18 protein-coding genes are annotated in these 23026 nt (G+C 64.6%); 9 read left to right on the forward strand and 9 right to left on the reverse strand.

Annotation, left to right across the window (positions count from 1 at the left end):
• Window positions 1–11 precede the first annotated feature (11 nt).
• Window positions 12–1082 carry an AI-2E family transporter gene (locus AC0J42_RS24930; protein WP_416426560.1) on the reverse strand — a complete coding sequence of 357 codons (1071 nt, stop codon included), beginning with the start codon at window positions 1080–1082 and terminating at the stop codon, window positions 12–14.
• 35 nt (window positions 1083–1117) lie between these two features.
• Window positions 1118–1357, reverse strand: a complete 240-nt coding sequence (locus AC0J42_RS24935; protein ID WP_416426562.1) for a sulfurtransferase TusA family protein — start codon at window positions 1355–1357, stop codon at window positions 1118–1120.
• 130 nt (window positions 1358–1487) lie between these two features.
• On the opposite strand from AC0J42_RS24935, the gene AC0J42_RS24940 reads away from it, so the two are divergent.
• The 4 genes from AC0J42_RS24940 to AC0J42_RS24955 all read left to right on the forward strand — a co-directional run bounded on the left by AC0J42_RS24940 (window position 1488) and on the right by AC0J42_RS24955 (window position 7797).
• On the forward strand, window positions 1488–2924 hold the full coding sequence (locus AC0J42_RS24940) for a M48 family metalloprotease (RefSeq protein ID WP_416426563.1): 1437 nt from the start codon (window positions 1488–1490) through the stop codon (window positions 2922–2924).
• A gap of 222 nt (window positions 2925–3146) precedes the next feature.
• Complete coding sequence (locus tag AC0J42_RS24945) at window positions 3147–6254, forward strand: transglycosylase domain-containing protein (RefSeq protein ID WP_416426565.1); 3108 nt, start codon at window positions 3147–3149, stop codon at window positions 6252–6254.
• A 176-nt stretch (window positions 6255–6430) separates the two neighbouring features.
• The gene (locus AC0J42_RS24950; protein ID WP_416426567.1) at window positions 6431–7015 is read left to right on the forward strand and encodes a PadR family transcriptional regulator; all 585 of its coding nucleotides are present in this window, start codon (window positions 6431–6433) and stop codon (window positions 7013–7015) included.
• Window positions 7012–7797 carry a siderophore-interacting protein gene (locus AC0J42_RS24955; protein ID WP_416426569.1) on the forward strand — a complete coding sequence of 262 codons (786 nt, stop codon included), beginning with the start codon at window positions 7012–7014 and terminating at the stop codon, window positions 7795–7797. Before AC0J42_RS24950 ends, AC0J42_RS24955 begins: the two co-directional genes overlap by 4 nt.
• Before the next feature lie 147 nt (window positions 7798–7944).
• Here AC0J42_RS24955 and AC0J42_RS24960 read toward each other — a convergent pair whose 3' ends face one another.
• Window positions 7945–8601 carry a Pr6Pr family membrane protein gene (locus AC0J42_RS24960; protein WP_473004316.1) on the reverse strand — a complete coding sequence of 219 codons (657 nt, stop codon included), beginning with the start codon at window positions 8599–8601 and terminating at the stop codon, window positions 7945–7947.
• 5 nt (window positions 8602–8606) lie between these two features.
• Window positions 8607–8843, reverse strand: coding sequence for a VF530 family protein (locus AC0J42_RS24965; protein WP_416426572.1), 237 nt, complete (start codon window positions 8841–8843; stop codon window positions 8607–8609).
• Between the two features lie 518 nt (window positions 8844–9361).
• Here AC0J42_RS24965 and AC0J42_RS24970 point away from each other — a divergent pair.
• The 3 genes from AC0J42_RS24970 to AC0J42_RS24980 all read left to right on the forward strand — a co-directional run bounded on the left by AC0J42_RS24970 (window position 9362) and on the right by AC0J42_RS24980 (window position 13518).
• A complete protein-coding gene (locus tag AC0J42_RS24970; RefSeq protein ID WP_416426574.1) occupies window positions 9362–10741 on the forward strand; it encodes a carbohydrate porin in 1380 nt (459 codons plus the stop codon).
• 95 nt (window positions 10742–10836) lie between these two features.
• A complete protein-coding gene (locus AC0J42_RS24975) occupies window positions 10837–13257 on the forward strand; it encodes a glucose/quinate/shikimate family membrane-bound PQQ-dependent dehydrogenase (protein ID WP_473004318.1) in 2421 nt (806 codons plus the stop codon).
• 45 nt (window positions 13258–13302) lie between these two features.
• Window positions 13303–13518, forward strand: a complete 216-nt coding sequence (locus AC0J42_RS24980) for a hypothetical protein (protein ID WP_473004319.1) — start codon at window positions 13303–13305, stop codon at window positions 13516–13518.
• 48 nt (window positions 13519–13566) lie between these two features.
• Here AC0J42_RS24980 and AC0J42_RS24985 read toward each other — a convergent pair.
• From AC0J42_RS24985 to AC0J42_RS25005, 5 genes are all read right to left on the reverse strand, one after another.
• Window positions 13567–14708, reverse strand: a protein-coding gene (locus AC0J42_RS24985) for an IS3 family transposase (protein WP_473002887.1) whose coding sequence is annotated in 2 segments (ribosomal slippage) — window positions 13567–14459 and window positions 14459–14708 — 1143 coding nt in all. Because the reading frame shifts where the segments join, the coding sequence is not laid out codon by codon here.
• Window positions 14709–15292: 584 nt separating this feature from the next.
• Window positions 15293–15718, reverse strand: a complete 426-nt coding sequence (locus tag AC0J42_RS24990; protein ID WP_416426577.1) for a group I truncated hemoglobin — start codon at window positions 15716–15718, stop codon at window positions 15293–15295.
• A gap of 1 nt (window position 15719) precedes the next feature.
• Window positions 15720–16577: a DUF3034 family protein gene (locus AC0J42_RS24995; protein ID WP_416426579.1), complete on the reverse strand. Its 858-nt coding sequence runs from the start codon at window positions 16575–16577 to the stop codon at window positions 15720–15722.
• Between the two features lie 3 nt (window positions 16578–16580).
• On the reverse strand, window positions 16581–18929 hold the full coding sequence (locus AC0J42_RS25000) for a putative bifunctional diguanylate cyclase/phosphodiesterase (RefSeq protein WP_473004320.1): 2349 nt from the start codon (window positions 18927–18929) through the stop codon (window positions 16581–16583).
• Window positions 18913–19590, reverse strand: a complete 678-nt coding sequence (locus AC0J42_RS25005; protein ID WP_416426583.1) for a methylamine utilization protein — start codon at window positions 19588–19590, stop codon at window positions 18913–18915. Before AC0J42_RS25005 ends, AC0J42_RS25000 begins: the two co-directional genes overlap by 17 nt.
• Before the next feature lie 319 nt (window positions 19591–19909).
• On the opposite strand from AC0J42_RS25005, the gene lon reads away from it, so the two are divergent.
• Entirely contained in the window at window positions 19910–22327 is a 2418-nt protein-coding gene (lon, locus tag AC0J42_RS25010; RefSeq protein WP_473004321.1) for an endopeptidase La, read from the forward strand.
• A gap of 174 nt (window positions 22328–22501) precedes the next feature.
• Complete coding sequence (locus AC0J42_RS25015; protein WP_416426586.1) at window positions 22502–22894, forward strand: protease inhibitor I42 family protein; 393 nt, start codon at window positions 22502–22504, stop codon at window positions 22892–22894.
• Window positions 22895–23026: the final 132 nt, after the last annotated feature.

Genomic DNA, 23026 nt, shown 5'->3' on the forward strand with positions numbered 1-23026 from the left:
ACCGCCGTTCGTTACAGAATCGGCGACACCTGCGGCTCGTTGCGCGGCCACGCGTCCAGCACTGCCTTGAACAAGGTGGCCAGCGGGATGGCGAAGAAGATCCCCCAGAAGCCCCACAGCCCGCCAAACAACAGCACCGCGCAGATGATCGCCACCGGGTGCAGGTTCACCGCACCGGCGAACAGCAGCGGCACCAGCACGTTGCCGTCCAGGGTCTGGATGATGCCGTACACCGCCATCAGGTAGATGAACTGGTCACCCCAGCCCCACTGGAACAGCGCGATCAGGGTCACCGGCACGGTCACCACCACCGCGCCCACGTAGGGCACCACCACCGACAGCCCGACCAGCAGCGCCAGCAGGGCCGCGTAGTTCAGGCCCAGGGCCACGAACGCTATATATGTGGCGACGCCGCAGATGATGATCTCGATCACCTTGCCACGGATGTAGTTGGCGATCTGCCGGTTCATTTCCTGGCCGACGCGGGTGATCAGCGCCCGCTCGCGCGGCAGGTAGCCCTTCACCCAGCGGGCGATCATGACCCGGTCCTTGAGGAAGAAGAACACCAGGATCGGTACCAGCACGAAGTAGATCATGATGTTCACCAGCAACGGCAGGCTCGACAGCGAGAACGTCAGCGCCCACTGGCCGAACTTGCCGATCTCGCCGCGCGCCGCCTCGATGGCCTGCAGCACCTGCTCGTCCGACACCAGGTGCGGGTAGCGCTCGGGCAGCAGCAGCAACAGCGACTGCCACTTGCCAAGCATGCCCGGCAGCTCGTTGAACAGGGTGATCAACTGGTGCCACAGCAGCGGCACCAGCACCAGCATGAACACCGCCAGGGCGCTCATGAACAGGGCGAACACCAGGGCCACCGCCACCCCCGAGGGCACGCGCAGGCGCTCAAGGCCGGTGACCAGCCCCTGCATCAGGAACGCCAGAACCATGCCCGCCAGCACCGGCGCCAGCATGCCGCCCAGGGTCAGCACGGCCGTGAACGCCAGCACCAGCAGCACCGTGAGCACCACCGCTTCTTCATCCGAGAAGTAACGCTGTATCCAGTCGCGAAGCACTTTGAACATCAGTTTTCCTTGTTATGAGAAGCGGGCACGCACGCTCAGGCTTTCTTCAGCCAATAGGTATAAACCCCGTCCCGAACAGTTTCGTGTAACAGGGCATGACCTGCCAACCGGGCAAAGCTGTGAAAATCGCGCTGGGAACCAGCGTCGGTGGCGATGACTTTCAGCACCGCCCCGGCCTGCAGCCGGTTGAGTTCCATCTTCGCCTTGAGCAATGGCAACGGGCAATTGAGACCGCTGGCGTCGAGCTCGGCGTCACACTGTACTGCGTCGGTCATGGCCTTTTTTTCTCCGGGGCACGGCAAGCTGGCGGGGTTGGCCGCCTAGAATACCTCATGCGCGGCCCCCTCTGGTCGTGGAAGGATGACCCGGCTACAGTAAGGTCTTTCTCGACTCAGAGCCCCGTGCATGTCTTTATTGCGCCCCACCCTGCTGACGCTTGCCTGCCTGCTGGCCCTGCCGGGCCATGCCGACGACTTGCCGTCACTTGGCGATGCCAGTTCGGCCATTGTCTCCCCGCAGCAGGAGCATGACCTGGGCCGTGCCTGGCTCGGGCTGCTACGCAGCCAGGTCGGCCAGCTGTCCGACCCCCAGCTCAAGGATTACGTCGAAACCACCGTGTACCGCCTGGCCGAAAGCAGCCAGCTGGACGACCACCGCCTGGAATTCATCCTCATCGACAGCAAGGAGCTCAACGCCTTCGCTGCACCCGGCGGCATCGTCGGGGTGAACGGCGGGCTGTTCCTCAACGCCGACACCGAAGGCCAGTACGCCGGCGTGATGGCCCACGAACTCTCCCACTTGGCGCAACGGCACTTCGCCCGCGGCGTGGAAGAACAGAAGCGCATGCAGATGCCGGTAATGGCCGCCTTGCTGACGGGCATCGTGCTGGCAGCCACCGGTGCCGGTGACGCCGGCATCGCCACCATCATGGGCAGCCAGGCGGCGGCGATCCAGTCGCAACGGGCGTTCTCGCGTGAAAACGAGAGCGAGGCCGACCGCGTCGGCCTGGTCACCCTGCAGAAGGCCGGCTACGACCCGCGCAGCATGCCCGATATGTTCGAGAAGCTGGCGCGCCAGTACCGCTTCGACGCCAAGCCGCCGGAATTCCTGCTTACCCACCCGGTCACCGAAGCGCGGATCGCCGACACCCGCAACCGCGCCGAGCAGTTCCCCAAGGGCGGCATCGAGGACAGCCTGCGCTTCCAGCTGATCAAGAAACGCGTGGAGCTGATCTACGAGGACACTCCCGGCATGGCCGCCAAGCGCTTCCGCGCCCTGCTCGACGAGAACCCCAAGTCCGACCCGGCCCGCTACGGCCTGGCCATCGCCCAGATCAAGAGCAGCCAGTTGAACGACGCGCGCGAGAACCTCAAGCCGCTGCTGGCCAAGGCGCCCAATGACATCACCTACAACCTGGCGGCGGTGGACCTCGACGTGGCCGCCAACAAGCTAAGCGACGCCCAGGCACGGGTCGACCGCCTGCTGGGCCTGTACCCCGGCAACTTCCCGCTCAACCAGGTGCGGGTCGACCTGCTGATCAAGCAGAGCCGCACCGCCGATGCCGAGAAGGCCCTGGAAGACCTGCTGCGTTCGCGCCCCAACGACCCGGACGTGTGGAACCAGGTGGCCGACACCCGCGGCGCCAACGGCAACATCATCGGGCTGCACCAGGCCCGCGCCGAATACTTCGCCCTGGAAGGCGACTTCCGCCAGGCCCAGCAGCAGCTGGACTTCGCCAAGCGCCGGGCGGCCAACAACTTCCAGCTGGCCTCGCGCATCGACGCGCGCCAGAAGGACCTGGCCGAGCAGGAGCGCATGGTCAAGGAAATGATGCGCGGGTGATGTACCCGGACGCGGCCTGCGGCCGCTGCTACAGCGGGTTTCCTGTAGCAGCGGCCGCCAGGCCGCGTCCCCCGCCATCAGCTATACTTTTTCCCCGCCACGGAAGGAGTTAGCCGCGCCAACGGTTTTTTTCGCGGCCCATTCGACAAATTTTTCACCATTGACGGCCAGCGTCTAAGCTTCAGGCAGGTACGATGAAATTACCTGATTGGGCTGACGACTATGGGCGCTTTGTGGCAGACAGAACCCACCAAGACTGCGGTACCCACCGACAGTCCGGCTGAACCACCGACCCCGAAACCTGCACGCCAGCGCCATTTGTGGCGCCGCCTGTTCTGGCTGCTGGTGCTGATCGGCCTGGTGGCACTGGCCTTCGCCATGCGCGCCGAAATGCGCACCTCCAAGCTGCAAGCCCGTGAATTCAGCCGCTACGCCAAGGATTTGACCTACACCCTGGCCCCCGGCCCCAGCGACTCCATCGCCTACCCCGGCGAAGGCCCGTTCGACAAGCGCCTGGGCTACAGCGACCTGGGCCAGTTCCTGCCCCGGCTGATCAAGCGCGACTACGCGATCGAGGCGCAGACGCGCTTCTCGCCTTCGTTGATGGCCTACTACGATCGCGGCCTGTTCATCCCCTATTCCGAGAAGATCCAGGCCGGCCTGACCATTACCGACTGCAAGGCCGACGTCCTCTACGAATTCCACTACCCGCAGCAGCTGTACGCGCAGTTCCAGGACATTCCGCCGGTGGTGGTCAACAGCCTGCTGTTCGTGGAAAACCGCAGCCTGCTCGACCCGCGCGAACCGCTGCTGAACCCGGCGGTGGACTGGCCGCGTTTCGGCAAGGCGGCCTACACCCAGGTGGCGAAGATCTTCGCCCTGCCCGGCCAGTCGGCGGGCGGCAGCACCCTGGCCACGCAGCTGGAAAAGTACCGGCACTCCCCGGACGGCCTTACCGTGTCGGGCGGCGAGAAGATCCGCCAGATGGTGTCCGCCAGCGTGCGCGCCTACCAGGACGGGCCCGACACCCTGGAAGCACGCCAGCGCATCGTGCGCGACTACCTCAACAGCGTGCCGCTGTCGGCCGTGCCCGGCCACGGTGAGGTGCACGGCATGGCCGAGGGCCTGCGGGTGTGGTACGGCGCCGATTTCGCCCGGGTCAATCAGGTGCTGTCGTCCACCGACAACAGCCCGAAAATCCTCGCCGAGCGCGGCCTGGCCCTGCGCGAAGTGCTGTCGCTGATGATCGCCCAGCGCCGCCCCTCGCACTTCCTGTCCAAGGGCCATGACGAGCTGGCACAGCTCACCGACAGCCACATCCGCCTGCTGGCCGCCAACAACGTCATCGACCAGCCCCTGGCCGACGCCGCCCTGGCCAGCAAGGTCAGCTACCGCGACTGGGTGCTGGAACCGACCATCCAGCCCATCGAGACCAACAAAGGCATCAGCGTGGCGCGCACCCGCCTGTCCACCCTGCTCAACCGCCCGCTGTACGACCTTGACCGTCTGGATCTGTCAGCCACCAGCACCCTGCAGAATGACCTGCAGCTGCAGGTCACCGACTACCTCAAGCACCTGGCCGACCCCGCCTATGCCCAGCAACTGGGGCTGATTGGCGAGCACCTGCTGACCCCCGCCAGCACCCCCGAGGTGAAATACAGCTTCACCCTGATGGAGCGCACCCCGGACGGCTCGCGCGTGCGGGTACAGACCGACAACACCGACCAGCCGTTCGACATCAACGAAGGCAGCAAGCTGGAGCTGGGCTCCACCGCCAAGATGCGCGTGCTCACCAGCTATCTGGAGATCATCAGCGAGCTGCACGACAAGTACGGCGCCCAGGCACCTGCCGAGCTGAAGAAAGCCGACATCAACGAGCAGGACCGCCTCAGCCGCTGGGCCGTGGACTACCTGATGCAGAACAAGGACCACGCCCTCAAGCCCATGCTCGACGCCGCCCTGGAGCGCAAATACTCGGCCAGCCCCGGTGAAAGCTTCTTCACCGGCGGCGGCATGCACACCTTCAAGAACTTCCGCAACGAAGACAACGGGCGCATTCCCACGCTCAAGGAAGCCCTGCGCGAATCCATCAACCTGCCGTTCATACGGCTGATGCGCGACATCGTCCGCTACACCACCTACAACGGCCCCAACAACAGCGCCGAACTGCTCAAGGACGACGGCGACCCCCGCCGCCAGGAATACCTGGCGCGCTTCGCCGACAAGGAAGGCAGCGACTTCCTGCTGCGCTTCTATAAACGCTACCAGGGCAAGAGTGCCCAGGAACGCCTGGACACCTTCCTCGACGGCCTGCACCCCACCGCCTCGCACCTGGCCGCCGTGCACCGCTACCTGTACCCCACCGCCAGCCAGGCCACCTTCGAAAGCTTCGTGCGCTCGCACCTGGGCAAGGGCGAGACGGTCACCGAAAAACGCCTGGGCGAGTACTACGACAGCTACGGCCCTGGCCACTGGGACCTGCCCGACCAGGGCTACATCGCCCGCGTCCACCCCCTGGACCTGTGGCTGGTGGGCTACCTGATGCAGCACCCCGACGCCAAGTTCAGCGAGGCGGTGACCGCCAGCCACTTCGAACGCCAGGAGGTCTACGGCTGGCTGTTCAAAAGCCGCCACAAGAGCGCCCGCGACAGCCGCATCCGCACCATGCTGGAAATCGAGGCGTTCCTCGACATCCACCGGCGCTGGGCGCGCCTGGGCTACCCGTTCGACCACCTGGTACCGTCGCTGGCCACTGCCATCGGCAGCTCCGGCGACCGCCCCGCCGCCCTGGCCGAGCTGATCGGTATCATCCAGAACGACGGCGTGCGCCTGCCGGTGCTGCGCATCGACAGCCTGCACTTCGCCGCCGGCACCCCGTATGAAACCGAGGTAACCGCAGCGCCGGACAAGGCCCGCCAGGTGCTCAAGCCGGAAATTGCCCAGGCCATGCGCGAAGCGCTGTCGCAGGTGGTGGACGCCGGTACCGCGCGGCGCGTGTCGGGCAGCTTCAAGACCGCCGACGGCACCGCGCTGGTAATGGGCGGCAAGACCGGCACCGGCGACAACCGCATCGAGAGTTTCGGCGCGCGCGGCCGGGTGCTGGGCTCCAAGGCCATCAACCGCACCGCCACCTTCGTGTTCTACATTGGCCAGAACCACTTCGGCACCCTCACCGCCTTCGTCCCCGGCCGCGCCGCCGAAGGCTTCCGCTTCACCTCGGCGCTGCCGGTGCAGGTGCTCAAGGGCATGGCGCCAATGCTGACGCCGTACGTGCAGCCGGGCGCCGCCACCCAATGCAAAGTGCCCAACCAAAGCACCGCCGCCCGCTAACCCGTAGCAGCGGCCGCCAGGCCGCGTCCAACGCCAATACGAATGCGGCGCCTGTGACGCGGCCTGTGGCCGCTGCTACAGGGGCCTTGTTGAGAACCATTCGTCTTTTGTGCTTGCGCAATTATAAGATATATCTTACGGTATATCTTAAGTAACCAAGCGAAGAGAAAAAGACGATGAGAGACCACCATCACCCCCACCCCCGCCGCGAGTTCGGCGACGGCCACGACGGCCTGGAACGCCGCCCCGGCCGCGAGCGCGGCGGCCGCGGCCCCCGTGTGTTCGCCCCCGGCGACCTGAAATTGCTGCTGCTGGCCCTGGTGGCCGAGCAGCCCTGCCACGGCTACGACCTGATCCGCCAGATCGAAGGCATGTTCGACGGCGCCTACAGCCCAAGCCCCGGCGTGATCTACCCGACCCTGACGTTTCTGGAAGAAAGCGAGCTGGTCCAGGGCGACGCCCAGGGCGGCAAGAAGCTCTACACCGCCACCGACGCCGGCCGCGCCTCGCTGGGCGACCAGGCCATTGCCCTGGAAGGCGTGCGTACCCGCATCGACGTGAGCAAGCGCGCCCTGCGCGGCCACGACCGCCCGGCCGAGATTCACGAAGCCGTGCACAACCTGCGCCATGCCCTGCAGCTGCACCACGGCCGCTGGAGCCCTGAAGAGATCGTGCGGGTCCGCGACCTGCTCACCAGTACTGCCAAGGCCATCGTCGATGGCCCCGCCACTGCTTACCCCGCTCAGGAGAAGTCCGTATGAAGGTAGAGAACACTCACGGCGTGCACCGCGTCATGCACGAAATCAAGCGCCGCCGCCTGGACGTGTTGCGCGTTACCCAGCTGACCCCGCGCATGCGCCGCATCACCGTGGGCGGCCCGGAGCTGGAAGGTTTCCTGAGCCTGGGCGCCGACGACCACATCAAGCTGATGTTCCCGCGCAACGCCGAGGAACAGGCGGCCCTGCTGACCCTGAAACTGGGCGGCCCCAGCGAAGGCCCGAAACCGGCCATGCGCGACTACACCCCGCGGCGCATCGACCTGGCCGCCGGCGAACTGGACATCGACTTCGTGATTCACGGTGACGGCCCTGCCTCCACCTGGGCCGAGCAGGCCGCACCGGGCCAGCACCTGTACATCGGCGGCCCGCGCAGCTCCACCATCGTCCCGGATATCTTCGACAGCTACCTGCTGATCGGCGACGAAACCGCCATCCCGGCCATCGCCCGGCGCCTGGAAGAACTGCCGGCCAACCGCAAGGCGCTGGTGGTGATTGAAATCGAGAACGCCCAGGAGCAGCAGGTGCTCAGCAGCGCCGCGCAAGTGGAAGTGATTTGGGTGGAGCGCCACGCCAGCGAACACGCGCTGCTGGCCGCCGTCACCGACCTGACCATCCCCACGGGCGAGCTGTACGCCTGGGTGGCTACCGAAGCGGCGCTGTCGCGCCAGGTGCGCAAGGTGCTGCTGGACCACCACCACCTGGGCGAGTCTGCCGAGGTCAAGGCCGTGGGCTACTGGCGCCTCGACGAAAACGACGAAGGCTGACACCCCGTAGCAGCTGCCGAAGGCTGCGTCCGAGGCCATCCGCTAAACCGCGGCGCCTGGGACGCGGCCTCTGGCCGCTGCCACGCAGGGCTGCGTCCGAGGCGACCCGCAAATCCGCGGCGCCTGGGACGCGGCCTTTGGCCGCTGCTACGCAAGCAGGCGGCGGGCTTGCCAGCGGTCCACGCCCACCAAGGCGAAGGAAATGGCCACGAAGCCGAGCAGAATCACCAGCGCATTCACCACCACCCGCCCATACCCCAGCGTGCCCACGTCGATGAACGGATAGGGGTACACGCCAATCTCGCTTCCGCGCAGCAGGCAATAGCCGAAATACACGATGGGATAGACCATCCACGCCACCACGTGCCGGGCCCGCAGGCTGCCCTTGGGCACGCACCACCACCAGAACGCCACGAACACCGGCGGCAGGATGTCATGCAGCAGCTCGTTCACCACCCACTGCACCCCTTGCGGGTGCCAGGTGTTGCGCAGCAGCAGGCTGTAGGCCACGCCCACCAGGATAATGCTCGCCGTCACCCCCGAACTCACCCAGGGCCGCAGCCAGAACGACGCCGCGTTGCCACCCTGCGCCCGCGCCGTGGCTGTCAGCACGATGGCCACCAGGGTGTTGGTGAGAATGGTGAAGTAGCTGAAGAAGTGCAGCACCCCGCCCACCAGGCTCGCCTGGTCGGCCAGCCGCCCCTGCAGGATCAATAGCAGCTGCACCGTCAGGGCCAGCCAGGCGGCCCAGGCCGACAGGGTGACGAACAGGCGCAGCGGGCGCGATGGCAGGGGGTTATGCATACAGGTCAGTCCTCGACAGGCCGTTTGGTGCGGGCCAGCTTCACGTACAGGCGCTCCACCTTCTCCCGCGCCCAGGGCGTCTTGCGCAGGAAGGTCAGGCTCGACTTGATGCTGGGGTCGCTCTTGAAGCAGCGGATATCAATGCGCTCGGCCAGCCCTTCCCAGGTGTAGTGGGTGACCAGCGCAGTGAGAATCTGCTCCAGCGTGACACCGTGCAGCGGGTTGTTTGTGGTTTGGGTCATGCCTGGCTCCAGCCGTGTGAGGGGTGCGCACCATAGCCGAGCCGTACGGCAGCGGGAAGACCTTAGCGCCGCAGCCTGGGCTGGCTAATAGGCGCTTTCTGCGCACCTTGTAGGATATTTCCTAATTTACCACTGTGCGGCCGAGCTGGCGGCGGTTGGCAGATTTAACCGCGGCGGCGTGACGCGGCCTTGTGGCCGTTGCTGCGGGGCTGGGCGCCGCTTGTTCGCGGGTGCATGACTAAAGATTAAGCCACCGCGCACGTTCGCCAAGGGACACTGAAGAAATTTTCATGGCTGCGAAAGGTCGATATTCAGGCGGTTCGGCGGGGTCCGGCTATTGTTACGCCACTAGCAACTATGCATGTTGCATAAGCGTCTTTTAATAACAAAAAAACCTCTATATCCTCCGCCACCCGCAACTGAAACGATTTTTTTGCGTAATAAAACCTACATTCTCCATTGACATTAATGCCATCGAAGAATGTACCGTTTGGTTAATAATTAAAGATCCTTAATAAATGCCAAAATTCGAACTTCGCCGCGCCCGCGTCGCCGGCCGCATCAACGTATCGCCGACCCTGCGCCTGCTGGGCGGCATGACTGCCCTGGGCCTGGCTTCCTGCGTCCAGGCAGCACCGGCCTTCGACGCCGATTCGCCCTACATGCTGGGCGACTGGGGCGGCAAGCGCACCGAGCTGCACGACCTGGGCTACGACTTCAAGATGGAGTACGTGGGCGAATCGGGTTCGAACCTGCACGGCGGCTACAACCATGACCACGCCACCCGCTACAGCGACCAGTTCGCGCTGGGCATGCACATGGACCTGCAGAAGATCCTGGGCTGGCACGACGCCGAGTTCCAGCTGACCCTGACCGACCGCAACGGTGACAACATCACCAACGACCGCGTGGCCGATCCACGCACCGGCGGCATCAGCTCGTCCCAGGAAGTGTATGGCCGTGGCAGCATCGTGCGCATCACGCAGATGTACTACGAGCAAAAGTTCTTCGACCAGGCGCTGGACATCAAGGTCGGCCGCTTCGGCGAAGGCGAAGACTTCAACAGCTTCCAGTGCGACTTCCAGAACCTGGGCTTCTGCGGCTCGCAGGTGGGCAACTGGGCCACTGGCATCTGGTACAACTGGCCGGTCAGCCAATGGGCCGCGCGGGTGAAATACCACCTGAACAGCGAAGTGTACGCCCAGATCGGCGCCTACGCCCTGAACCCGTCCAACCTGGAAAATGGTAACGGTTTCAAATTGAACAACGCCGGTACTACCGGCGCCGTGCTGCCGGTCGAGCTGGTGTTCACGCCGAAGATCAACAACCTGCCGGGCGAATACCGCGTGGGTTACTACTACAGCACCGCCAACGCCAAGGATGTCTACAAGGACAGCAACGGCCAGCCGGCCGCCCTGAGCGGTGACGACTACCGCTCCAGCTCCAGCAAGCACGGCTACTGGCTGACCCTGAACCAGCAACTGACCGCCCAGGCCAGCGACAACTCGCGCGGCCTGAGCGTGTTCGGCAACGTCACCGTGCACGACAAGAAGACCAACATGGTCGACAACTATGTCCAGGCCGGCGTCGTCTACAAAGGCCTGTTCGATGCCCGTCCAAAGGATGACATCGGCTTCGCCCTGGCGCGCATTCACGTGAACCCGGCTTACCGCAAGAACGAAGAAGCGACCAACGCCGCCAATGGCGTGACCGACTACAACGATCCTGCCTACATGCCAATCCAGCGCACTGAAACCAGCGCCGAACTGAACTACGGCGTGCACGTGACCAACTGGCTGACCGTGCGCCCGAACCTGCAATACATCAAGCACCCAGGCGGCGTGGATCAGGTCGACAACGCCCTGGTCGCCGGCATCAAGGTGCAGAGCTCTTTCTAACAACAATTCAACTTTACGGAAGAAGTTAACCAGACCACGAGCGTAGGCCCCCCGGGCTACGCTCGACTACTCAAACGTAACGGAGAAACCACACTATGAGCACTGACAGTGCTTTCAGTCGGGGTCGCCTCGCGCCGAGCTTGCTCGGCCTGGTGATGCTGCTAATGGGCCTCGCCCTGCTGGCCGGAGGTGTCAAGCTTGTCACCCTGGGCGGCTCCCTGTACTACGTGATCGCCGGCCTGTTCCTGGTCGTCACCGGTGTCCTGCTGCTGACGGGTCGTTCCGTGGCACTGGGCATCTACGCCGTGTTCCTGCTGGGCAGCACCGTCTGGTCGCTGGCCGAGACCGGCCTGGACTGGTGGCAACTGGTGCCACGCCTGTCGCTGTGGTTCGTGCTGGGCCTGCTGCTGTGGCTGCCATGGTTCCGCAAGCCACTGGTGCTGCGTGAAGCCGCGCCAAAAGGTACTTCGGTACTGGGCGTAGCCGTTGTGCTGGCCGGCGCCTGCGCCGTGGCTGCGCAATTCACCAGCTACGGTGACATCAGTGGCGACCTGGGTCGCGACGACACCGACATGACCAGCGCCGCCCCTGCCCAGCCCGATGGCGAGTGGCAGTCGTACGGCCGCACCGAGTTTGGCGAGCGCTACTCCCCGCTGAAGCAGATCACCCCGGCCAACGTGGGTAACCTGACCGAAGCCTGGCGCATCCGCACCGGTGACATGCCTACCGACAAGGATCCGGTCGAGCTGACCAACCAGAACACCCCGCTGAAGGTGAACGGCATGCTGTACGCCTGCACCGCCCACAGCAAGGTGCTGGCCCTGGACCCGGACACCGGCAAGGAAATCTGGCGCTACGACCCACAGATTCAGGGCCCGAACGGCAATGACTTCCGTGGCTGGGCGCACATGACCTGCCGTGGCGTGTCGTACTACGACGAAGCCGCCTACAGCAAGTCGGACGTGCCAAGCGCGCCGGCCGCCCTGTCCACCGCTGGCCAGGCCGTGGCCACCAGCTGCCCACGCCGCCTGTTCCTGCCGACCGCCGACGCTCGCCTGATCGCGCTGAACGCCGACACCGGTAAAGTCTGCGAAGACTTCGGCGACAAGGGTGTCGTGAACCTGCGCTCCAACATCGGCAAGTTCACCCCTGGCGGCTACTACGCCACCTCGCCTGCCGCCATCACCCGTAACCTGGTGATCATCGGCGGCCACGTGACCGACAACGAATCCACCGACGAGCCTTCGGGCGTGATCCGTGCGTTCGACGTGCACGACGGCCACCTGGTCTGGAACTGGGACGCCGGCAACCCGGACGACACCGCGCCGATCGCCGAAGGCAAGTTCTACACCCGCAACTCGCCGAACATGTGGTCGCTGGCCAGCGTCGACGAGAAGCTGGGCATGATCTACCTGCCACTGGGCAACCAGATGCCTGACCAGTGGGGCGGCAACCGCACCCCAGAGTCGGAGAAATTCAGCGCCGGCACCGTGGCCCTGGACATCGACACCGGCAAGCTGAAGTGGAACTACCAGTTCACTCACCATGACCTGTGGGACATGGACGTACCAAGCCAGCCTACCCTGGTCGACATCAAGACTGCCGAAGGCGTGAAACACGCCCTGGTGCAGCCGACCAAGCAAGGCAGCCTGTACGTGCTGGACCGCACCACCGGCGCGCCAATCGTGCCGATCCAGGAAGTGGACGCGCCGAAGGGTGCCGTGGAAGGCGACCACACCGCGCCAACCCAGGCCCGCTCGGAGCTGAACCTGCTGCCGCCGGAGCTGAACGAAAAAGCCATGTGGGGCGTGACTCCATTTGACCAGCTGCTGTGCCGCATCCAGTTCAAGTCGCTGCGTTATGAAGGCCAGTACACCCCTCCGTCGACCCAGGGCAGCATCATCTACCCGGGCAACGTCGGTGTGTTCAACTGGGGCGCCGTGTCGGTGGACCCGGTTCGCCAGATGCTGTTTACCAGCCCCAACTACATGGCGTTCGTCTCCAAGCTGGTGCCTCGCGCCCAGGTGGAAGCGGGCAGCAAGCGTGAAAGCGAAACCAGCGGCGTGCAGCCAAACACCGGCGCCCCGTATGCCGTGATCATGCACCCACTGATGTCGCCGTTCGGCGTGCCATGCCAGGCTCCGGCCTGGGGCTACGTGGCCGGTGTCGACCTGACCACCGCCAAGGTGATCTGGAAGCACAAGAACGGCACCAGCCGCGACAGCTCGCCGATCCCGCTGAACCTGACCCTGGGCGTGCCTAGCATGGGCGGCTCGATGGTCACTGCCGGTGGCGTTGGCTTCCTGAGCGGCACCCTGGACCAGTACATCCGCGCTTATGACGTGAAAAACGGCAAGAAGCTGTGGGAAAGCCGCCTGCCAGCAGGTGGCCAGTCGACCCCGATGACCTACACCGGCAAGGATGGCGCACAGTACGTGCTGTCCGTGGTGGGTGGTCACGGTTCGCTGGGCACCAAGATGGGCGACTACATCATTGCCTACAAGCTGTCCAAGTAACGCTGTGATGTAACGAAAAACGGCTCCCTCGGGAGCCGTTTTTTTATGCTCAAAAGCCCGAACATCTCCGATCCGGCGACGGCTCTTGATCTGCTTTTGATGTTGATCTGGCTCTTGATCTTGATCTGGCTGTTGATCTGGCTTTTGATCTTGATTGTATGCCCCGTAAAGCGCCAGGGCCGACTGGAGGCGTCGCTCAACGGGCTGCCCGAAGGGCCGAGGCCGCAGGCCGAAGAGACGGTAACCCGCAGGCTTCTATAGCGGGTGCCGTCTGATCTGGTCAACCAATCCCGGACATTTGTTTAGGAGCTACGCCGCCAGCCTTTCATGCTCCACCGGCGTGCGGTACTCGTTATGGCTGTGAAGCCGGACCTGGTTGTAATGATGGATCACGTAGCGAAGTACATCCGGCCTGGCCTTCGCCTCGTCCTGGTAACCTTTCTTGGGTATCCACTCTGACTTCAGGCTGCTGAAAAAACGCTCCATCGGTGCATTATCCCAGCAGTTTCCACGCCGGCTCATGCTTTGCCTCATCCCGAATCCTTCAAGCTTGTCGCGAAACAGCTCACTGCTGTACTGACAGCCTTGATCCGAATGAAACATGACCTTGTCGGGCATTCCGCGGGCCTGATAAGCCAGCTCCAATGCCTTGCACGCCAATGCCGAATCGGGGCTTTTGGAGATGGCCCAACCCACGATCCGCCGGGCATACAGATCGAGGACAGCCGCCAGATAGAGCCAATGCGTCCCCGCCCAGATATAGGTGATATCACCACACCAAACCCGATTGGGCGCCGACACTTCGAACTGGCGCTCCAATAGATTGGGTGCAAATTTTGCCTCCACCGTGGCCAGGCGATAAGGGTTTGGCCGACGTTGAATGCTCCGCAAATCAGCCTCGGCCATTAACCGCCCGGCCAAAAAACGCCCCACCTGCTCTCCCTGGGCCTTGAGTGCCGCAGACAATACCCGTGCGCCCATGGAGCCTCGACTTTCGGCATGCAGCCCTGTGGCCAACGTTTTCAGCCGCTCCCGATCTGGATCGGGGCAATTGCGGCGCTTGAGATGCTCGTAATAGCCGCTGCGGCTTACCCCAAAAACACGACACAAGTCAGTTACCGTGAAACGCTCACTTAACGCATCGATCAAAGCCTTCGATCGAGGGAATCGTTCATCAAGAGAGCGGTAGCCTTTTTTAAGATTTCCTTCTCCAGCTCGAGCTTGCGGATTTTTACCTGCAGCGCCTGGATTTGCTGTTGTTCAGGCGTCATGGCTGAAGCCGTTTCGGGGGTGATTCCGAAACGCTCTTGGCGGAGTTGTTCCACCCACCGACGCAGTGCGGTTGGGCCAACGCCCATGGCTTTGCAGGCTTCTGGGGTGGTGTAGCCACTATCAAGGACAAGGGCTGCTGCCTCTTGCCTGAACTCTGTCGAAAAATTACGTCGGGACATCGAACACCTCTTGGTTGAGCGGTAGATTACCGCTCCTTTGGGCGTGTCCGGGATAATTAGGCCACATCAGTCTGCCCGTTGAGCGGCGCCGGAAGGAGGGGACCCGTAGCGCAGCGGAGGGCCCAAGCAGGGGCAAGCCCTTTTTGCTTACTTTTTGGGGCGACTGCCAAAAAGTGAGTCGCCGTAAGGGCGAAACGGTCGGTGGTCGCACCCCGAAAATGGATATATCCAGAAACGTCAGAAGCGGGATCCGACCATCGTGAACATATCCATTACCACGGGTGATGCAGAATCACCTTTTCGGCCTTACGCCGACTCACTTTTTGTCAAACGCCACAAAAAGTAAGCAAAAAAGGCTTGCCCCTGCTTGGTCCCTACGCTTCGCTGCGGGTCCCCTCCCTCCGGCGTCGCCCAAGCGGCCGACGGCCCGGAATAGAAGCGCCTCCGGTTCCGCCTTCCCCGGCTACGCCGTGGACCGCTCGGCCAACGCCTCCAGTCGGCCCTGGCGCTTTATGGGGCACACAATCAAGATCAACGGCCTCACGGGATCAAGATCGAGATCAAGAGCGGGGTCGCGGGCGCCGCTACTTCTCGATCACTTCCCCACGCATCGGCGCCAACCGCGCAATCAAGCGGTTCTGCGCCGTCACCGGCACGCCTTGGTCTTCCATGGCCTTGATCAGGTCCTCCACCAGCGCGTTGAAATCACTGCGGGTCAGGTGCTGGCCCTTGTGCGACTCGGCCATGGTGTCGCCGGTGTAGGTGCACGGCCCGCCCGCCTCGACGCAGAACTGCTCGATCAGCTTGTCGCGCAGGCGGGTGATGTTGACGTTGCGGAAGTGCTCGACGATGCGCTCGTCGTGGGCGATGTGCAGCAGCATACCCTCGACGATCCGGGTGATGCCGGGCTTGGCGCCCAGGTCGCGGTAGAGGCTGTCGTCCTTGGGCGGCTGGGTGTTGGCGGTGCAGGCGCCGAGCAGCAAGGCGGTGGCAAGCAACAGGCGGCGCATGTCAGTAGCTCCCCTGGATCGACAGGTACGTGCCGTTCTGGTTGTCCAGGGTAGCGATTTCGCCCAGGCGCGCGTAGGCCAGCACCACGGACACGTGTTTGTTGGGGAACCAGCCCACGAACAGGTCGGCCCAGTCGCTCTCGCCGGAGAACGACAGGTTGTCAGGCTTTTCCTTGTACTCCAGGCCCACTGCCCAGCGCGGGTTGAACAGCACCGCCACCGAACCCTCCTTGAGCACGCTGCGGGTGTCGCGGCGGTCGCCGCCAAAGCCCAGCACGCCCAGTTCGTTGGCGCGGCTGTAGCGCAGGTTGCCGTTCACCAGCAGGTCGTAGCCGAACGCGCCGCCGAGGAACAGCCGGCTGGCCGCCAGGTAGCCTTCCACGTCGGAGTCGCGCCTGGCGCCGACCATCTGCGGAATTTCGAAATTGTTGTCGTGCTTGTACTCAAGGCCCAGGGACACCTGAGGCAACTGGTCGTAGATCAGGTCGCCGAACAGCCGCACCTTCACCCCGAAGATATCCTGGCCCAGGCTGCTCTGGGGCAGGTCGAGCTTGTGCCCCAGGGTGCCGAGGTCGAAGCGCTGGTGCGCGTAGGAGACTTCCACGCGGTTGTCGTAGCTGGCCGCCAGGCCCACCACGTCCAGGTTGTAGTCGGGCAGGTCGACGTGGGTACCGAACGCCGTAGCGCCCCACTCGCCCTGCTCGCCGTAGCCGGCCAGCACCGCCCAGGGGTTGATGCCGCCCCCCGCGGCGCCATCCAGGCTGGAGGCGCCACCGGTGGCCAACAGGCGCCCCTGGTCCGCGACGGCGACCGAAGACAGGCACAACGAACACAGCAACAGGGACAATCGACGGGTCATATTTCAGTGGACCATGGCAGACAATGAAGGCAGGGGTTGCTTGAGCCAGGCCTCGAAAGCCATGGCGGTAAGCGGGCGGCTGATCAGGTAGCCCTGGGCCGTGTCGCAGTGCCAGCGCTCCAGCAGGCGCAGGCTGTGTTCGTATTCGACGCCCTCGGCCACCACCTTGAGCCCCAGGTTGTGGCTCATCTCGATAGTGGAACGCACGATTACGGCGTCTTCGCTGGTTTCATCCAGGTTGCGCACGAACGACTGGTCGATCTTCAGCTCCTGCACCGGCAGGCGCTTGAGGTGCGCCAGCGACGAGTAGCCGGTGCCGAAGTCGTCCACCGACAGGCTGATGCCACATTCGCGCAGGCGGTACAGCACTTTGAGCGCCGACTCCGGCTCGCGCATGATGGCGCTTTCGGTGATCTCGAAAATCAGCTGCCCGGCCGGCACGTCGTACACCTTGAGCAGCGCCGAGACGCGCTCTGCCAGGTCCTGCCCCAGCAAGTCGTCGGCGGAGATGTTCAGTGACAGCTGCACGCGCAGGCCGCGGCCGTTCCACTCGCTGAGCTGGCGGATGCCTTCCTCGATCACCCAGCGGGTCAGGATCTGGATGCTGCCGGTGCGTTCGGCCAGTTCGATGAACTCGCCCGGCGAGACGATGCCCAGCTGCGGGTGGTGCCAGCGCAACAGCGCCTCGGCCTGGCGCACCTGGCCCTGGCGGATGTCCAGCTTGGGTTGGTAGTTGAGCAGCAGCTCGCCGTTGTCGGCGGCGCGGCGCAGGTCGCGGATCAGGCGGATCTGGCGCTGGTGCGCCAGGTCGCGGCCCTGCTCGTAGACCTGCAGGCGGCCGGGCATCTGCGAGGCGTCCTTGAGGGCCACGGCGGCGCGGCCCAGCAGCTCCTCGGCGTTGGCGCCATCGGCGGGGAACGCGGCAATGCCGATGCGGCAGTCCAGGGCCACGTCGTGGCCGTTGAAGCGGTGCGGCTTGAGCAGCAGCTGCTGGAGTTTGTCCGCGCGGGCCACGGCGCTGTCGCTGTCGGTGTGCTCCAGCAGCAGCAGGAATTCGTCGGCGATCAGGTGCGCCAGGGTGTCGCCGGGCGTCAGGGTCGCCTGCAGGCGCTGGCTGACCTGTTTCAACAGGCCGTCGACGAACGCCGGGCCGGCGCCTTCGCTCAGCGCGCGCAGGTTGTCCACGCCCAGGTACAGCAGGGCCATGGGCCGGTTGGCGGCGATGGCGCTGCTCAGGCGTTCCATGGCCAGGGTGCGGTTGGGCAGGCCGGTGAGGCTGTCGTGCAGGGCGTTGTGCGCCAGCTGCAGTTCGCGCTCGGCGATGCCCTCGCGCATGTGGTTGAAGGCCTTGGCCAGCACCCCCAGCTCGTCGCGACGCTCCAGGTGCACCGGGCTCTGGTAGTCGCCGTTGCCGATGCGCTGGGCCGCCTGGGCCAGCACTTCCACTGGCTGCGACACGCTGCGCGCCAGCAGCAAGGCGCCGGCCAGGGACGCCGCCAGCGCCGCCAGGGCGATCACCAGGATGGTGTTGTCCAGCGTCGCGAAGGCGTGCAGGGCGTCGTCCAGCGGGCTTTGCAGCAGGGCGATGACCTGGCCGCCGTCGTTGTCATCGAGCATCAGCGGCTGGCTGAGGTAGCGGCGCTGGTCGTGGCTGGCCAGCGACACCTGGTGGCTGGCGCCGTTGGCCAGCATCCACTCGGTAATCGACGGCAGCAGCGCGGGCGGTTGGGTGCTGACCAACGTGCCCAGCTGGCCGCCGTCACGGGACAGGAACGACACCTGCAGGTTGGTCAGGCTGTGCAGTTCCTGCGCCAGCGCGTCGTCCATGACGAAGCCCACCACCACCCGGCCGATGGGCAGCGGCGCCATCACCGGGGCCTCCACCAGCAGGTGCGGTTGGCCCCCCAGGGGCACGATCAGCATGGCCTGGTTCTGCCGCCGCGCATCGCGCAGCGCCTGGTCGAAACGGAACGCCGTGCCATCCGCAAGCCCGGCCACGGTGCTGGCCATGACCTTGCCGTCCATGCCCAGCAGGATCATGTCGCTGGCGCCAATGCGCGAGCCATGGTTGGCCAGGGCCGAGCGAATGGTCGCCGAGTCGCCGCTGGCCACCGCGTCGCGGAAGCCGAAGTCGGCAGCCAGCAGCTGCGCGGCGTCCTTGAGGCGCTTGCCACGGGCGTCGAGCAGGCGTTCGAACACCCGCGCGCCCAGCTGCAACTGATCGGCAGCCTGGCCCCGCACCGCATCGGTGGTGGCCAGCTTCACCGACAGGGTCAGCGCGGCGATCACCACCAGCAGCAAGAGGATGAGCACGCAGGCGATGCGTGCCTGGAAACTACTTCTCAGTTTCACGGACAGCTTTATTGAAGGCATCGCCGAAGCCACTCGTTTCAGGAGCATGGGGGGTGTCGGCCGCAGGCGGCGTCACCGTGAGGTTCCAGGAACGCTGCAGGCCGCTGGCGGCGACGTCGATGGCGCCACCGCTGACGGTCTGCATGTCGGGCAACTGCGGGTGCCACAGGGTGACCTGATAATGGCCTGGCGGCACGTCCAGGCTGAGGCTGCCGTCGGCACCACTGACGGCAAACCACGGATCATCGGTCACGTAGATATAACCCAGCATCCAGTCATGAATGTTGCAACCCAGCACCACTACCCCGGGTTTGTCGAACAGCAGTGGCTTGGTCGGCGTCCCTTCGTACAAGCGTAGTTCGAAACGCTTGGGGGTTGAGAACGAATACACCTGGTGGCGGATGTTGTCGCTGTTGGGAAACTTGATGTTGGTGCCGGTGTGCACGGCCAGCACGTGGGGCACGAACTCCTGCTTGACCTGGTCCATGTCGGCGTTCGGCGCGGCGTTGCCCGGGCCCTGCCCTTGCAGGCTGAGCACCGCGCCCGGCAGCGGCTTGCCGGCGGGGTCGACGATTTGCACCTTCAATGGCGCGGCCACGCACGCGGCGGCCATACCCAGGCCGAGCAGCGTTGCAGCAACATGCTTGAACAATTTCGCCATAGCGGCACCCAAGGTCAGAAATCAGAATGCGCCAGCCTTGGCAATCGCGTGCTCCGGCAGATTAACCGTACCGGACAAAGAGATCACGCGGAAAAAAGAGGCAAATAGCCATCACTGAATTTTCCCGACGAAAGGCGGCGAGCCAGGCCGCGAGAATAGCACTTGAACGTCTATTCCGTGGCCTGCAACACAGCTCATGTGCACGTGCCGGTGGGTATATGAAGGTTATCGTCAGCTTTTGGTAAAGCTGGAGTGCCGCCATTGAAACCACCGGGCATCTGCCCCATCTAACCGCCATAGTCATTTGCGCAGGTGCCCCATGAGCGACCAGCAGGATTTCCCCGAACACCCGAACGAGCAGCCGGACCACGAGCACATCGAGCATTCGCCCCATTCCAGCACCGAGCTGGCGTTGCCCGACCAGAACCTGCCGGACAAGGTCTACATCATCCCGATCCACAACCGGCCGTTCTTCCCGGCCCAGGTGCTGCCGGTCATCGTCAACGAGGAGCCCTGGGCCGAGACCCTCGACCTGGTAGCCAAGGAGCCGCACCACTCGCTGGCGCTGTTCTTCATGGAGACGCCCCAGGACACCCGCCACCTGGACACCTCCAACCTGCCGCTGTACGGCACCCTGGTGAAGATCCACCACGCCAGCCGCGAGAACGGCAAGCTGCAGTTCGTGGCCCAGGGCTTGTCGCGGGTGCGCATCCGCTCCTGGCTCAAGCACCACCGCCCGCCGTACCTGGTGGAAGTCGAATACCCGCACCAGCCGGCCGAGCCCACCGACGAGGTGAAGGCCTACGGCATGGCCCTGATCAACGCGATCAAGGAACTGCTGCCGCTCAACCCGCTGTACAGCGAGGAGCTGAAGAACTACCTCAACCGCTTCAGCCCCAACGACCCGTCGCCGCTCACCGACTTCGCCGCCGCCCTGACCTCGGCCACCGGTGCCGAGCTGCAGCAGGTGCTGGACTGCGTGCCGATGCTCAAGCGCATGGAAAAAGTGCTGCCCATGCTGCGCAAGGAAGTGGAAGTGGCGCGGCTGCAGAAAGAGATCTCCGCCGAGGTGAACCGGCAGATCGGCGAGCACCAGCGCGAGTTCTTCCTGAAGGAACAGCTCAAGGTCATCCAGCAGGAGCTGGGCCTGACCAAGGACGACCGCAGCGCCGACCTCGAACAGTTCCAGCAGCGCCTGGAAGGCAAGACCCTGCCCGCCCAGGCGCAGAAACGCATCGACGAGGAAATGGGCAAGCTGGCCATCCTGGAGACCGGCTCGCCGGAATACGCCGTCACCCGCAATTACCTGGAATGGGCCACCGCCCTGCCCTGGGGCGTGTACGGCAAGGACAAGCTGGACCTCAAGTTCGCCCGCAAGGTAATGGACCAGCACCACGCCGGCCTGGATGACATCAAGAGCCGCATCCTCGAATTCCTCGCCGTGGGCGCCTACAAGGGCGAGATCAGCGGCTCCATCGTGCTGCTGGTGGGCCCGCCGGGCGTGGGCAAGACCAGCGTCGGCAAGTCCATCGCCGAATCCCTGGGGCGGCCGTTCTACCGCTTCAGCGTCGGCGGCATGCGCGACGAGGCCGAGATCAAGGGCCACCGCCGCACCTACATCGGCGCCCAGCCGGGCAAGCTGGTGCAGGCGCTGAAGGACGTGGAGGTGATGAACCCGGTGATCATGCTCGACGAGATCGACAAGATGGGCCAGAGCTACCAGGGCGACCCGGCCTCGGCGCTGCTGGAGACCCTGGACCCGGAACAGAACGTCGATTTCCTCGACCACTACCTGGACCTGCGCCTGGACCTGTCCAAGGTGCTGTTCGTGTGCACCGCCAACACCCTGGACTCCATCCCCGGGCCGTTGCTGGACCGCATGGAAGTGATTCGCCTGTCGGGGTACATCACCGAGGAAAAGCTGGCCATCGCCAAGCGCCACCTGTGGCCCAAGCAGCTGGAAAAGGCCGGCGTCGACAAGAGCAAGCTGAGCATCAGCGACAGCGCCCTGCGCGCGGTCATCGAGGGCTACGCCCGCGAAGCCGGCGTGCGCCAGCTGGAGAAACAGCTGGGCAAGCTGGTGCGCAAGGCCGTGGTGAAACTGCTGGATGAGCCGGGCCAGGTCATCAAGCTGGGGCCCAAGGACCTGGAAGCCTCGCTGGGCATGCCGGTGTTCCGCAGCGAACAGGTGCTGTCGGGCAAGGGCGTGATCACCGGCCTTGCCTGGACCAGCATGGGCGGTGCCACGCTGCCCATCGAGGCCACGCGCATCCATACCCACAACCGCGGTTTCAAGCTGACCGGGCAGTTGGGCGAGGTGATGAAGGAGTCGGCGGAGATCGCCCACAGCTACATCAGCTCCAACCTGAAGCAGTTCGGCGCCGACACCACCTTCTTCGACGAGGCCTTCGTGCACCTGCACGTGCCCGAGGGCGCCACGCCCAAGGACGGCCCAAGCGCCGGCGTGACCATGGCCAGCGCCCTGCTGTCCCTGGCCCGCGACCAGGCGCCGAAGAAAGGCGTGGCCATGACCGGCGAGCTGACCTTGACCGGGCACGTGCTGCCCATTGGCGGGGTGCGCGAGAAAGTCATCGCCGCACGCCGGCAGAAGATCAACGAACTGATCCTGCCGGAGGCCAACCGTGGCAACTTCGAAGAGCTGCCCGATTACCTCAAGCAGGGGCTGACGGTGCACTTCGCCAAGCGCTTCGCTGATGTAGCGAAGGTGCTGTTCTAAGTCCGCCGCACGCAATCTGTAGCCGCTGCCGCCAGGCTGCGCTGGCCCTCTGCCTCGCTGAAGATATTCGGTGAACCCCAGGGCCAGCGCAGCCTGCGGCAGCGGCTACAGCTGTGCGCCATGACACACATCTTCGGTTATGCTGGCGGCCATCCCGTTCACCTGGAGCCGTCCATGACCGCTGCCCGCCTCCTCCTGCCTGCCAGCCTCGCGCTGCTGGCCGCCTGCGCCCAGCAACCGACGCACAACGTCGACCTGGCCAAGCAAAGCCAATGCCCCTTGAAACTGGTCACCGGCCAGACCCTGACCCTGGCCCTGCCCAGCAACCCCACCACCGGCTACCGCTGGCTGGTGCAGAACCCTGCGCCCAACGTGCTGCAGGTGCTCAGCCCCGAGGTCTACACCAACCCCGAGGACGCCGGCCTGGTCGGCGCGGCCGGCCAGTCGGTGTGGCGCTTCCAGGCCAAGGCCGCAGGCGACGGGCACTTGCTGCTGGTGTTGCAGCAGCCGTGGGCGCCGGAGGTGAAGCCGGTGCAGGTGTTTGATTGTTCCATCAGCGTCAAATAGCCCTTGTGGGAGCTGGCTTGCCAGCGAGCTTTTAGAGGGTCCCAACAGCTCGCTGGCAAGCCAGCTCCCACAGTCTGTCTATCTCACCTGCAATAAACCGCCAATCCCGGTAAAATCCCGGCCTTCGTTTTT

The sequence above is a fragment of the Pseudomonas sp. Tav-5-1A genome (genome assembly GCF_055755055.1).